This window comes from Shewanella gaetbuli, assembly GCF_023284065.1.
GTDB classification, from domain to species: Bacteria; Pseudomonadota; Gammaproteobacteria; order Enterobacterales; family Shewanellaceae; genus Shewanella; species Shewanella gaetbuli.
The window spans coordinates 159,080-173,918 of record NZ_JAKIKP010000008.1 but is presented as its reverse complement, the minus strand read 5'-3'; the positions used below and the strand labels follow the sequence as shown (position 1 = coordinate 173,918).

Genomic DNA, 14,839 nt, shown 5'->3' with positions numbered 1-14,839 from the left:
GATGTAAAAAGACTTAATGTAGGGAAGTCGTTTAGCAACTCAATACGTATCAAATGATACAAATTTATACTATATATGCTTAATACGGGCTCATTTATACCAAATTATCGACGCTTTACAAATAAATTATGATCAGTTTTTCATTAAAGTTTGCGCTACACATCAATAGCAGTGCAGACTTGAGTAATTTCAACTTTTAAAATGTGTCAAATAATTGCAAATTGACTTTGCAACTTACTGATCCCTAGCCCATTCATCTTGTTGACTTTTATTTGTACTGCAATTCTTTCTTTCATGGCTTCAATATGACTAATCACCCCAATCATTTTGCCTGATGCATTAAGGTTATCTAGCGCATCTAAGGCAATATCTAATGTCTGACTGTCTAAGGTGCCAAAACCTTCATCTAAAAACAGCGAGTCAATACTGGTTTTATGGCTGACTAAATCAGAAAGTGCCAAAGCCAGCGCTAGACTCACTAAAAAGCTTTCACCACCGGATAAGGTTCGAGTATCGCGAATAGCGTCACCTTGCCAAGTATCTAACACCTGCAGCTCTAATGCTTCAGTATCCTTTCTTTCCAATAAATAACGTCCTTGTAAACGCTCTAATTGGCGATTAGCTAGAGTCACTAAATGATCTAAAGTTAACCCTTGGGCAAACTTTCTAAACTTATCACCTTTTTGCGAGCCAATTAAGCCATGTAAGTAGCTTAAGTCATCATGAGCTTGTTCCATTAGTTGTAATTGATTAACCAACTCTTGCTGACTAGTTCGCTTATGGCTATCTTCTGTAAGCTCGTGGTTTAACTGCCATAGTACTTGCTGCTTGGTAGTTAACTGTTGCTGGCACTCTTGTTGTAATTGCTGTGCTTGTGCAATAGATATATCCAGCGCTAAATACCTTTGCCCTTGGGCTTCAAACTCAGTAACGGCTTGTTGAGCTTGTGTCATTAATGTTTGCGCCTCAAAGCATTGCTGATGTAATTGCTGTTTTAAGTTTTGCAGCTCAGTTTTTAATTCAGCCGATAAAATAGCTTGCTCAAATTGCTGTTGTGACTCAAAAGGGCTGGCTGATAATAATGATTCAAAGGTTTGCTTAGTCTCATTAATTTCTGCATTCAACTGAGTAAGTTGCTGCTGGCTCGCCTCACTTTGCGCACTAATAGTCGCCAACTGGTGCTGTTGCGCAGTTAATGAGTCCGCATGCTGCTCTGTTTGCTGTTGTTGCTGCTCAAGCCGCTGTTGGCTGGTTTGTTTTTCAATGGCACAATCTTTGTCAGCAAATAGCGCCCTACGTTGCTCAATTAATTTCGTTAGCTCTTGTTGTAACTGTTGTTGCTGCGTATCAAGAGTGTGCAATTGAGCGGCAGCCGCTTGCAGTTGTTCAGTTAAGCTAGTGTTTTGCACTGTCAGCTGACTGATTTGTTGGCTAACCTGCTGTTGCAGCTCATTGGCTTGATACCAATCATCAATCTGAGTTTTTAACTGAGTTAACCAAATACTTAAATCACTGTGTAAGCTTTGTTCGTCAACCTCAGGAAGCTGCACATCAGTTTTTTTAATCGAATCAATTAATGCTTCACTGAGTTGCCGAATACCTTGTGTGAGTTGCTGTTGCTTTTCGGTATTTGCACTGATTGATGTATGTAAGCCTTGCAATTGTTGCTCAGCGAGTGATAACTCATGTTGTAATTGTTCAGCTAAGGTCACCGATTGCTGCTGTTGGGTGGTTAATTGTTGATGTGTTTGAGTTAGCTGACGATATTGAGTTAACTGACTAGATAACCGAGACTGAGTGTCAGCTTGCTGAGTCACATAATCAGCTAATTCATTAGACTCAATCACTAAGTTAAGCTGTATTTGTTGCGCTATTTGGGCAAACTCTTGGGTTAACTTAGCAATTTGCTCATCAACCACTTGGTGTTGCTGGCTGTTTACTTGCAACTGATTTTCTAATTTGTTTTGCGCTAATTTAGCCTGTTCACCCTGCTGTTTTAAGCTTTCAAGCTGATCTGAACTTTGCTGTAAACGCACTTCAGTGTCAGACATGTTGATCGACTGATATTGTTCCACCAATGGATGTTCTGTTGAGCCGCATAATGCACAAGGCTCTCCTTGAACCAATTTTGCACGCTCTTGTTCAAGATTAACAATTTGTTGTTCTTGTTTTAAAATAGTTTTCAAATCAACAACCTTTTGGTTTTGATTTTTCCAATCTAGTCGAATTTGCTGTAATGATTGATTTAACGGTGTCAGCTGTTGAGTTAATGCTTGTTGCTGCTGAGTTAATTGTTGTTTAGAGCCAAGGCTGTCTTGATAAGACTGCTGTAAAAACTGTAATCGGCTGCGCTGTACTTGTTGGTCAACTAACTGTTGGTATTGCTGTTGCAGCTCAGGTTCACTCACACCATTTAATTGACTGGTCAGTTGTTGTTGGCTTTGTTCAAGCTGCTGCGTTAACTCTGCGCTATTGTGCTGAGCTTGTTGCTGTTTATGCTGCAACGCCGCATGACCTTCTGATAAGCCTTGGGCTTGTTGATTTTGCTGAGCCAGCTCTTTGATTAACACATCAAGTTGTTGCTGATTATTGGCAATATTATCCACTTGCTGCAGCCATGCTGGTATCTGAGCATGAATCACTTTCCCCTGAGGAAACTGTGCAATTTGTTGATTATATTGCTCAAGCACCTGACTCGATTGAGTCAGTTCAGCGGTAAGCTGGGTTAACTTATGTTCCAGTTGCTGTTGTAATTCAAGCTGTTGTTGCTTTGACTGTGTTTTTTCAGTTAGCTTGAATTCCACTTGTGCCAGTTGATTATCTAAAGGTTGTACCTTTTGCTCAATAATATTCAGCAGTTGATTATGCTCATCTTTCAGTTGATTCAATTGCTGTTTATGTTGAGCCACAACCGTTTCAGCTTGCTGAACATTTTGCGCTAATGTCAGCTTGGTGGCCGCTTGATTTTGATGAGTTTCCTCTAGTGCCTGCTGCTGATGTAATAACTTATTTAGTGCAGTAAAAACTGGCTGAATTTTTTCAGCAGGTTCAGAAGAGTCAAGTTTGGCAAGTTGCGCTTGCTGCTGCTCTAGCGCTTGATTAGCCTGCTCATAAGCTTGTTGTTGCTGCTGAAGTTGCTGCTTTGATTGTGCCAGTTTGTCAGCCCACGATAAGTAATCTGTATACTGGGTAAGCTGTTGCTGTAACTGTTCGCTTTGCTGTTGCTCGTTGGCTATAACGCTTTGCTTTTGTTTAATTTCTTGCTCACCAAGCAACTCAATACTGCCCATACGTGCTTTATGCAACTCAAGTTGTTGTTTACTTTGGCTATACTGTAGGTGAACTTGCTCTGAAATAAGCCCGTAAATTTCAGTTCCTGTAAGTTCTTCTAACAGTTCGGCTCGGTCATTGGCGTCAGCATTTAAAAATGCGGCAAAATCGCCTTGAGACAACATCATCGACTTGGTAAAGCGGGCAAAGTCTAATCCAGTTATTGCCTCAGTAAGCTCAATTTTTTGTTTAACTTGGCTGGCAAGAATTTTGCCGCTATTAATTTCGGCTAGCTCGACTTGAGCATCTTGTAAGTTGCCATCAACTTGCCCTCTTGAGCGTCTTTGGCTCCAAAATGCACGATAAGCTTTGCCTTTTACTTCAAACTCTACTTCCGCTAAACATTCGCTGGTACCGCGGGTCATTAGCTCATTAGTTGATTTTGAAATGACTTTCAGTCTGGGTGTGCGGTGATATAACGCTAAACAAATAGCATCTAATAATGTGGTTTTGCCTGAGCCGGTTTGACCGGTAATGGCAAATAAACCATTATCTTTAAAGGGCGTCTGGGTAAAATCAATTTTCCATTCATCTTGTAATGAATTGATGTTTTTTAATCGAATACTGAGTATTTTCATTATTGTTTATCCTCAGTAGCCATTAATTGCTGATTAACCTTATCAACCACCTGAACAAATAACTGGTTTATACGTTGCTTTTTATGTTGTAAGTCTTCGCCACTAAAGTCTTCCTTTGCTAGCCTACGCTGAAATACTTCCTCAACCGATAACTCTGATAATGTTTCATTTTCCTGTTGTGTTGCTGACGGGTTATAAGTTTTTCTGCGGCGCTTAAGTTGCAAAATTTCAACCGGTAAACCTTGAGTCAATTCACTGATTTTATTCTGTAAATCAGAAAGATATTCTTGTTGCGCCACCTCAATACTTAACCAAGTTGTCTGCTGAGGTTCGTCACTAACATCAGCAAGGGCAAATTGCGCCAACTGAGATTCAATTTCAGCTAAGTTACCTTTAAGACTTGCCATAGCTTGAAACCTTGGCACAGGCAAAGCGTCAACTTGAACTAATTTTGCTTGATCAAATTCCACTAAATACACACTTTTTTGACCATTTAACTCATCAAAACTTAATGGAATTGGCGAGCCGCTATAACGAATATGCTCGGTTTTGGCTATTTTTTGCGGTCGGTGAATATGCCCTAAAGCAATGTAGTCAGCTTGGGGAAATAAATTGGCATTAAAGGCATCTAAGCTACCAATATAAATATCGCGTACAGATTCGCTAGTACTGGCTCCTACGGTGGTTAAATGGCCGGTGGCAATGATGGGTAAACGATGCTCATATTGCGCATTTTTTTGTTGTGCTAACGCAAAACATTGTTGGTATTTTTGAGCAATTTCATTGGCCAATTTATGCTGTTTGTCATGGCTAGACTCATCAGCTTGGCTAAGCACTAAGTCTCTAGGGCGCATATAAGGTAATGCACACACTATTGCGCTAGGTTGGTTATTGGTTTCAATCACTACAACATGCTCGGCTAATGCTTCAGCAACACCCGGAACAACGGTCACGTTCAAAAACTTTAATAATTGCTGTGACTCGCCTAATGTGGCTACAGAGTCATGATTACCGCCTAAGACAATCATCTGGCAAGATGTTTTTTGAATATCCACCATAAACTGATTGTATAAACTGCGGGCATAACTTGGCGGTGTGCCTGTATCAAAAATATCTCCCGCTACAATTAACGCATCAACGTGATAACGCTGGATTTGCTCGAGCAGCCATTGCATAAACGCTGCATGTTCTGCAGCGCGACTCTTACCCAAAAAGTGCTGACCTAAATGCCAGTCTGATGTATGAATAATGCGCATAATATCCAAGTTTTTATCATGTTTTATGGTAAATAAAATAGTGACTGCAATGTTACAGATACCGTGTTGTTACAAATAGTACGATGCTACATATACTGCGACCACAATAGGTTGATGCTCATTGCAAAAGACATCACCACTACCAAAGGTTTAATAATTTTAACCCCTTTTGTCATCACTAAACGTGAGCCTAATGTTGCACCAATGGCTTGACCGACTAACATGATCAGCCCCAGAACAATAGCCACTTGGCCGCCAATAATAAAAAATATCAATGACGCAATATTAGTAGCAAAGTTAAGTACCTTGGCATGTGCTGTGGCTTTAGCTAAACCAAAACCCGCCAGCGAAACAAACGCTAAGGCAAAAAAGCTACCTGTACCGGGACCAAAAAAACCATCATAAAAGCCCACACCTAAAGCGGCAGTAAATGCAAACACCGTTGGAGTAAGCACTTGTTGTTTATCATCTTCTGAAATCTTTTTTGAAAATAAGAAATAACAACCGATGGCCAGAATCAGAAAAGGTAACACCAGTTTAAGAATTTCAACATCAATCATCTGCACCAAAATGGTTCCAACTGCCGCGCCCGCAAAAGCGCAAGCGAGAGATAGTTTGATTGAAGATAAATTGACCATGCCTTTTCGAATGAAATACAAGCTGGCAAAAAAACTGCCGCCACAGGCTTGCAATTTATTAGTGCCTAATGCGGCTGCGGGGGGGAGTCCTGCCCACATTAATGCAGGAATAGTTAATAATCCTCCACCTCCTGCAATGGCATCAATAAAGCCAGCAAGTAACGCGACAGCAAAAAGTATAACGGCTATTTGTAAGGTTAATTCAAACATGAAGTATTGGGTTGCAGAGTAAAGAGAGCTATTAAACCCGCTTTAACTCAGAATTACAAAGTATCCGTAGTAGAAATTAATAAAGCCTCGGGCTATGTGTATAATCTGAGGCTTTTTTATACATCAACTGTCAATTTTTATTGCAGATGTATCAAATTTTGGTTTTAACGTTACAACCCTGCCCCAAAGACTTCTTGTTCATTTAAGCCCAGTTGTTCGACATAAGACTTACCGGGTGTGAGGGTAAATTCAAACTTTAAGATGCTCAAGCAAGCATCAAATAACGCATCACCTAACCAAGCGCGATCATATTGCATAAGCGCATTAACAATACCATCTGCCCCATAATCACCTTTAAAATTATCAGGCACTAGGGCATCAACAAAACTGGCCACTAAACCATATAAGTCTTTTTCAGCTTCACCTTCTACCGCCCATAAATTGGGGTCAGCATATTTAGACGCATAATGCGTTGTTGCAACATCAACGCCGACACCAAAGTTAACTAATGTGGCTTTACCTTGAGAACAAATAATATTTTGTGGGCAAATGGCACCATGATAAATATCTAAACTATGAATATATTGTAAAGCGGTTAACAGTTGCACAAACCAGCTAAAGGGTTGACCTTGTTCAATACTTTTAACTTCATTTAACTCTTCACCTTGTGCCCATGAACGGGCAATAAACAGATCATTAGATTGTGGTAATTGTCCAAAACCTAATACTTTCTCAATATGAGGGTGATAAATTTTAGCCAAGCTACGATAAGTGTTACTAATGGATGCCCATTGGGTATCAACATCTTTATAAATGCTGACCACACAGGAATAATTTCCTTGTATATGAGTTGCTTGCCAAATTTGGCTTCTTTCAGTGCCGCTGATAAAACGCACCAAACGGTAATGATGATCAACCACCGCACCACGCTCAATAGCAATATAATTTTGTGCTGTGTCGCATACGCCTAAATCAATCAATGCCGAAATATCACAGCGCACTGCATCTACATCAACGGTTTTTCCCTTAGCAGCATCACGATACCAATGGTAAATGCGCGGTTGTCTTGTTCGTTCAGCCAAGGTTAAAAACGCCGCCGCATATTGAGCAATATCTTCAGCGTTTGTTAGGTTGTCTTTAATATCAATAAATTCAACATCTGCATCATCCGAGATAAAGATGCAGTTACTTTCCCACCCGCCAATGGTAAACCCTCGACGATGGATTTGCTGAACCCCACCAATACTTCGACGTAAAATCTCTAATAATTGATAAGTGCTTTGCTGTTCAACCTCAAAAATATTCAGCGGAATGCCGCGCGGCATTCTAATGGGCAGCACTAATTGCTCGCCATCATCAATCAATGGCGCACAAAACGGTACGCAACTGCAACCAGATAACGACTGCATGCGTTTAAAGTCTTGGCGTAATTTAAGTTCATGGGTTTCGGCTTCATCTTGAGTCTCAAACTGGTTCATCACTAAAATTTTAAGTAACCAAGGAGCCGTCCAACCTCCGGGGTTGTACTCTGACTGCCAAACTTCTAGACCTTGCTGTAAAAACAGACATTTGAGTTTAATGAAATCTTGAATTTTATTATTACGCTGCTCAACAATCGCAACTTGCCCGATGGTATCTAACACCATTTCTTTTTGGGCATCGGTAACTTGATGTTTGTGCGGTGCCGTCAACCCCCACTCTTTGGTCAACGCGGCAATAATTTTACTTGGGGTATAAATACTGAGTTTGCCATGGTCTTTTTCAACCAGAATTTCTTCACCTTTACGGCCAGTCACAAATACCATACCTTGACACCAAGGTGCATAAACTCCAACGGGAATTTTATGCTTTAAACGCCCTGCCAGAACTCTTGCCACATAATTGGCTTTTGATAAGCTGTTGTCGACATCACGGCCATCCAGTGACCAAGCATGTAACCCGGCGTTTAATCGTCCAATATAGCCTTTCACATCAACCACATAAACGCCCCACTCACCAATAACAAGCGCATCTACCTCCATGGCTTGGCCTGAGTGCGTGGGTATTTCAACATTCGTGAGTAATAAATAATCTTCGGGAAGTTCGTCGGATAATAATGCAAATGCCCAACGCTCTGCATCATTAACTGGGGTGCCAAAACTGATATGCCTAGCCATTGTAATTCATCCATTTACTGCTTGTATGACATGCATCCTAAGTTTTTGACAACAAAAAAACCACCTATAAAGGTGGCTTTTAGTAACAATTCATTAGCAAGCGCCTGAAAATCCATCAATACTTGCTGTGATTATCTTGCTAGTGCTGACAATGTTCATCACATTGATGATCGTCATCGGCAAATTCGCCATCACCTTCTTGGTGCTGCATAACACCCCAACCATCAGAAATACCGTCAAACTCTTTTGCGAAATCATTTAATTGCGTTTCTTTGGCCACTAATGCTTCATACTCGGGCACCATCGTCAAACAGACGATGACTTCCCACTGACTGGTTTCTTCGTCAAAGTTAAGCTCTAATTCGCCGTTTGCTTGCTGTTGGCTTAGCTCTTCTAGTGCAGATTCAGCATCACGCTTATCTTCAAAAACTAAGAAAAAATCAACATCAAGCTCACGGGTTAAGTCAATACCTGATTCGGCCATCGCGGCCAACATTTGTCCATTATCGTCATCTGGAAATTGCATGGGGGTTCCTTAAATTGCAGCTACAATTTTAACGGTTTCACCGTTAAATGAAATGATATCACCAACAACACATTTTTTACGTTTACGGGTATCAACTTCACCGTTAACGGTTACTTGACCTTCAGTAATAACATGCTTTGCATCGCCACCACCATTGACCAGACCTTGTACCTTCAACACTTTGTACAGCTCGACGTATTCATCGCCTGCTAATAATGGAAAATCTACCATGAGGTTGTCACCTTGAACTTACACCTAAATCAAACCGCAATTATAACTGATGCAACGTTAGCAAGCATCAAGCATTTTAATGGGGTCAGAGTAAATATATTGATACCCCAACTCTTGAGTGATTTTTTGCCCATCCACCGTTTTGCTTGCCATGGGTGTTTGATTAAACTCAGGAGGCTGCAACCCTAAATGAATGCTGGCCTGAGTGTAAAACTCTGCCCTAGTAGGATGTTGTGGCGCACATAAATTATAAACCTTTGCTAGGTTAGCTGTTTTTATTAATTGGCTTACAGCGGCTACACAATCATCAAGATGCACTAAATTAACGATGGCATCGGCGCCACTGACATCGGTTTTGCCAGCAAAGAATCGCCCGGGGTGACGTTTAGGGCCAACTAATCCCGCAAAACGCACAATGCAGGCATTAGCCATACTCGAAAACAGCGCTTCGGCTTGCAATAAAATGTCACTCACCGGACTATGAACTTGGCTATCATTTTCGGTAACAACGTTATCATGACTGGGGTAAACGCCTACGGTACTAATAAAAAATAGCTTTTGATATTGTCTTGAGCCAATGGCAGACTTCAAGCGATTTAAATGGCTAAGATAATGGGTTTCACCACGGCGCAGACCGGGTGGAAGATTAATAATGATGATGTCTGAATCGAGTAATTCATCGATGGAGTCAGTCAGATGCTCATCGGCTAAATTTAATGGGTAAGCGATTATTCCTGAATCGACTAATGCCGTTAAGTTTTCTTTTTTACGTTTAGTCCCCTTGACGATATACCCTTGATCAACGAGATGTTTGGCAAGGGGAAAGCCAAACCACCCGCAGCCAATAATTGTGACTTTTTGCATTTGTTACCTTACTTAACCTGAACCGCGGATAACAACTTGCTTTCTAGAGGCTATTTTTACTGATAACTGCGTTAAATTTGTTTGCAATAGACTAGCTATTGACGCACAAATTTGCCTTGTTCTAAGCAAAAATATCTCTCTAGAAATATATTTTAAAGTATACTTTAAATAAATTAGTGTGTTAGCTAATCTCTTATCCACAGCTCAGGTTACTTAGAAAAATGATTGAAATAGAAATTTATCACATTATCCGCTTGTAATGTTTTTATTGCGCCATCGGTTAAGGTTTCTTTTTTAATGACTTCAACAATTTCAACATCCTCATCAATTAAAAAACGCAAGCGCGGCTTGCCACCACTGACATTACATGTCCAAACATGGGGTTTTTTAACCTTGCTAGTAGTCATCATTACTTTACCAATTTGCTCATCTGACAGCTTTACTAAAGTGCCTGGAGGATATATCCCTAACAGCTTGACCAACATTGAAACCAGTTTTTCATTATGATATTCACTGCGCTTGAATAACACTCCTAGCGCCAATTGTGGAGACTGGTACTGATGTAATAAGGCTTGGTAATGGTTTGCTAATGAGACTATTTGGGTTGCGATGGGTATTTTTATCTCTCTAAGACCATCTGGGTAACCAGAGCCATCATTAAATTCATGGTGATGTAAAATAATGTCCAATATGGGTTCAGGAAATAACCCACTTCGACTGACTAACTCGTAACCCAAACTGGGGTGAGTTTTCATAAAGTTAACTTCATGATCGGTTAAGTCTTTTTGTTTGCGCCTTATGGCGTCAGGCACTTTAAGTTTGCCAATATCATGTAAGATGCTGCCTAAAGCAATATCGCGTATTTCAGACTTGCTCATATTATTTAAGTGGGCAATCCCCATAGCCAAAACAGCAATAGACACTCCATGAGAAGTGATACTGACATCCTTTTCACCATGATCGACTAGCGACAAATACACATTATCTGTTTCAATTAAGTGCGCTAACAAATCTTCCACTAAGGTTGCCGATTCTCGATACATTCCTTCAGGGTCGCTGACCACATTAGCAAAAATATTACGGCTATCATTAATGGCTTTTATCGAGCGTTTTTGGCTCAACCTCATGGATTTTTTTGCCAAGGCTTTGAAATCCACTTCTTCGGCAGCCACCTCAAGCTTTTCAGGTTCAGACGTTTCTTCATCAATAATCGGTAATAAATCATGCCCTGAAACAACAAACACAAAATCGATATCTAACCCTTTGATGATTTCAATTTGAGATTGTTGTTCCAGTTTTATTTTATTAATGAAAAAAGGGTTCTTAGTCCACGGCAAAGGAAGCTTCACCGTGAGGCCAATAATAAGATTTGATAATGGAATTTGCAGTAATTCTTGTTTAGCCAAAAAAGGTGCCTTCACCGATATAAGTTTTAGAGTTCCCTTACCAACTATAGATTAAATAACGGATTTAAGGTGACTTTTTATTCAACTCACCATCAACTTCATGCCAGTCATTAAAATAGTGATATAGCCGCTTAGATTTTAATAAGTATAGACTAACCCAAAATAAAAATAGTGCGTCCAAACCATAAGCAAGTTTAAAGATAAAATCATCATGAATAAGCCGTTGAGTTAACATTGCTGCATCAATAATTAATAGTACCCACAGCAGCATTCTTCCACGCTTAAACCAAGGGATGAATTTAGCCCATTTTCGTTTGCGTTCAGCAATAATCAAACCATAAACAAACACTGCTCCAATACCCGCTACAAGCGCCATAATAAAATCTTGCTTGTAGGGGTAGAATAATCTGACCAGCCCTGCTCTATCATTGAATTGAGTCAAAGAAGCAACAAATACGCACCAGCCGCGGGCCAAAAACACCAATATCAAGTACAGCATAATGGGAGGTTTTATATGCCCTTTATCGTCAAGCCAGGTAATATTGCTAAAGTTCATATTATGAGTTCAACATTGCTAACAATGCTTGTTCATCAATGACTTTTACGCCTAACTCTTGCGCTTTGGTTAATTTAGAACCTGCGGCTTCACCCGCTACTAAGCAATCGGTATTTTTTGATACACTACCGGCAACTTTTGCCCCCAACGCTTGCAGCTGAGCCTTAGCATCGTTGCGATTGAGTTGAGTTAAGGTTCCTGTTAATACCCAAGTTTGCCCGCTTAAACTTAGGCTATTTTCATCAATTTGTTCAATTGCTGGCCAAGTGATACCACTTGCTAATAATTGGTCTACAACCTCAAGGTTATGAGGTTGTTCAAAGAAGTGTTTAATATGCTGTGCAACAATCACACCCACATCATCAACGGCAAGTAATTGCTCAATTGTGGCGGTTTTTATTAACGCTAAATCTTTAAAGTGTTGCGCTAAATTATTAGCAGTAGCCTCACCTACCTCACGAATACCAAGACTATAAAGAAAACGTGGCAAAGTGGTATTTTTAGCATCATTAATGGCAGCAACTAATTTTGTTGCCGACTTCATTGCCATGCGATCTAACATTGTCACCGCTGAGGCTGATAAGCTGAATAAATCTGCTGGGCTTTTGACCAGTTCTTTATCAATCAATTGCTCAACAACTTTGTCGCCCATACCATCAATGTTTAATGCTTTACGGGAAGCAAAGTGTTTAATGGCTTCCTTTCGTTGCGCTTCACAAAATAACCCACCAGTACACCTTGCAACGGCTTCGCCTTCTACTCGTTCAACATCACTTTGACAAACGGGACACTGTTCAGGAAACGTAATAGCTGAAGCATTATCAGGGCGCTTATCAGCCACAATAGCTACAATTTGAGGAATCACATCCCCTGCACGGCGAATAATAACCGTGTCCCCAACTTTGACACCCAGTCTGGCAATTTCATCAGCATTATGCAAAGTGGCATTTGATACGGTAACCCCGCCAACAAATACCGGCTGTAAACGTGCCACTGGCGTAATAGCCCCTGTTCTCCCGACCTGAAAATCAACAGATTCAAGTAAGGTCATTTCTTCTTGAGCGGGAAACTTATAAGCAATAGCCCAACGAGGCGCTTTCGCCACAAAACCTAAACTCGTTTGCTGAGCAATATCATTAACTTTAATTACCACCCCATCAATTTCATAATCAAGTTCAGGGCGACGGGTCATAATATCTTGGTAATAGGCATACACCTGAGGCAAATCAACACACACTTTAACTTCAGGGCTGACAGGTAACCCCCACACTTTTAGCTGCATTAACTGTCCATGATGACTCGCCTCTAGTGGCTGAGAATCACCTTGTACAACACCTAAAGCATAAGCGTAGAACCCTAACGCCCTTGATGCGGTAATTTTACTGTCAAGCTGGCGCAAGCTGCCTGCAGCAGCATTGCGAGGGTTAACGAATGTTTTATCATTTTTGGCAATTTGACGTTGGTTTAACGCTTCAAAAGCCGCTTTAGGCATAAACACTTCACCGCGAACTTCTACCAACTCCGGATAACCTTCACCACGTAACTTAATGGGGATAGATTTAATTGTGCGCACGTTTTCGGTAATATCCTCACCCACGGTACCATCACCACGGGTTGCTGCTCGCTCTAACAAGCCATTGCGGTATGTAATAGAAACAGCCAGTCCATCTAGCTTTGGCTCACACACATATTCTACCGCGCCGACTTTATCAGTAATACGTTTATTAAAAGCTTCAAAATCAGTCTCTTCAAAAGCATTATCTAGACTGAGCATGGGCTTTAAATGGGTAATTTGGTCAAATTTGGCCAAAGCCATGCCGCCAACACGCTGACTAGGTGACTCAGCAGATTTAAACTCAGGATATTGTGTTTCTAACTCAATTAGGCGTTGCATCAGCCTATCGTATTCGGCATCAGGAATAGTGGGCGCATCGTCAACATAGTAGCGAATATTGTGTTGATTTAACGTCATGGTTAAATCGGTAATTTCTTGCTTAATTGCTTGCATAATGTTGATCCGTTGTACAAAAAATATGAAGGCCGCATTTGCGGCCTTGTTATGCTAAATAAAGTGTTGGTTCAGGTTAAGCGGCTTCAATGCGGCGCTTGTAATCTTGTTTGGCGTTGTCATCCCACGGCCTGCGACTGCCATCTAACAACTCAGCACCTAAATCATCTGCCAATTGCAGTGCCGAGTTAAGCATAATAGTAAAGTTCATTTTAGGGTCGCCATAACAAGGTAATGTCATAAACAATACTACGCCTTCTGTGACAAACTGCTCCATGTTATCTGGGTCAAAAATACCCGGCTTAACCATGTTAGCTAATGAAAATAAAACATTGCCGGTTCCGGCGTTATCAATATGGCGATGAAATATATCCATGTCGCCAAATTTGAAATTAAGGCCTAATAAGGCTGGTAATAGCTCTGCGCCTTGAAGTAATTCGCCTTCTTTAGCAACTACATGCAGTACAAGTACATCGGTTGGGTCAGCTAAAGGCTCTTGCTTTTCAGTCGGTTGCTCGGCTTCAACCTTCATATCTTCAACCTGAGAGACTTGCTCTGCTGGGGCATCGAAGTTTAGTGGATCATTTGTTGGCTCATCGTCAGCAAACAGGCTTTGCTGTTGTGCAGTTTGAGTGGTTTCATTATGAGCGGGGCCTGCTGCTGAAAATGACGGTTGTTGCTCATCATCAGTGTTAAAGGTTGGTTCAACATCCGTTATTTTAGCCGCTTGAATGGCAGATTCATCAGTTGCAGCCTTAAGTACCGTTTCTTCATAAACGGTTGTTTGAGGAGCAGTGGCTTGCTGATTTTTACTGGCAACGGCATGAGCTGTTTTTAACGTCGGTTTAATCACCGGAGGATCAACTTCATCTGCTTTGCGAACACGCACAGGGCCGATACCATCATTATCAAAACCTTCAGCATCTCGATTGTCGGCTTGTTCTTTATAGAAATTAGCCATTGGGCTATCTTTCATAGACTTAGGTTGTTGTTTTCTAATTGACCAAAAACCGTGCACTAACACCGCAATAATTGCGATTGCACCTAAAACTAACAACACCAGTTGTAAATCATCCATCG

General features: G+C 40.8%; 11 protein-coding genes. All 11 read right to left on the bottom strand.

All coding sequences use genetic code 11. The features are described 5' to 3' along the window. Positions 1-206: 206 nt before the first annotated feature. Positions 207-3,908 carry an SbcC/MukB-like Walker B domain-containing protein gene (locus L2672_RS12035; protein WP_248996099.1) on the bottom strand — a complete coding sequence of 1,234 codons (3,702 nt, stop codon included), beginning with the start codon at positions 3,906-3,908 and terminating at the stop codon, positions 207-209. Continuing rightward, a complete protein-coding gene (gene sbcD / locus L2672_RS12030) occupies positions 3,908-5,164 on the bottom strand; it encodes an exonuclease subunit SbcD (RefSeq protein WP_248996098.1) in 1,257 nt (418 codons plus the stop codon). The genes L2672_RS12035 and sbcD overlap by 1 nt, the downstream gene beginning before the upstream one ends. 86 nt (positions 5,165-5,250) lie before the next feature. Further along, positions 5,251-6,012 (bottom strand): TSUP family transporter, encoded by a 762-nt coding sequence (locus tag L2672_RS12025; protein WP_248996097.1) that lies wholly within the window; start codon positions 6,010-6,012, stop codon positions 5,251-5,253. Positions 6,013-6,182: 170 nt separating this feature from the next. Then, on the bottom strand, positions 6,183-8,168 hold the full coding sequence (locus tag L2672_RS12020; RefSeq protein ID WP_248996096.1) for an NERD domain-containing protein kinase family protein: 1,986 nt from the start codon (positions 8,166-8,168) through the stop codon (positions 6,183-6,185). A gap of 139 nt (positions 8,169-8,307) precedes the next feature. Further along, positions 8,308-8,694 (bottom strand): ribonuclease E inhibitor RraB, encoded by a 387-nt coding sequence (locus L2672_RS12015; RefSeq protein WP_248996095.1) that lies wholly within the window; start codon positions 8,692-8,694, stop codon positions 8,308-8,310. A gap of 9 nt (positions 8,695-8,703) precedes the next feature. Next, a complete protein-coding gene (locus L2672_RS12010) occupies positions 8,704-8,925 on the bottom strand; it encodes an RNA-binding S4 domain-containing protein (RefSeq protein ID WP_248996094.1) in 222 nt (73 codons plus the stop codon). Between the two features lie 57 nt (positions 8,926-8,982). Beyond that, positions 8,983-9,789 (bottom strand): SDR family oxidoreductase, encoded by an 807-nt coding sequence (locus L2672_RS12005; protein WP_248996093.1) that lies wholly within the window; start codon positions 9,787-9,789, stop codon positions 8,983-8,985. Positions 9,790-9,998: 209 nt separating this feature from the next. Beyond that, a complete protein-coding gene (locus L2672_RS12000; protein ID WP_248996092.1) occupies positions 9,999-11,195 on the bottom strand; it encodes an HD-GYP domain-containing protein in 1,197 nt (398 codons plus the stop codon). A 64-nt stretch (positions 11,196-11,259) separates the two neighbouring features. Further along, positions 11,260-11,751, bottom strand: coding sequence for a DUF2919 domain-containing protein (locus L2672_RS11995; protein WP_248996091.1), 492 nt, complete (start codon positions 11,749-11,751; stop codon positions 11,260-11,262). Position 11,752: 1 nt separating this feature from the next. Continuing rightward, positions 11,753-13,759 (bottom strand): NAD-dependent DNA ligase LigA, encoded by a 2,007-nt coding sequence (gene ligA / locus L2672_RS11990; protein WP_248996090.1) that lies wholly within the window; start codon positions 13,757-13,759, stop codon positions 11,753-11,755. Positions 13,760-13,835: 76 nt separating this feature from the next. After that, positions 13,836-14,837, bottom strand: coding sequence for a cell division protein ZipA (zipA, locus tag L2672_RS11985; RefSeq protein WP_248996089.1), 1,002 nt, complete (start codon positions 14,835-14,837; stop codon positions 13,836-13,838). Positions 14,838-14,839: the final 2 nt, after the last annotated feature.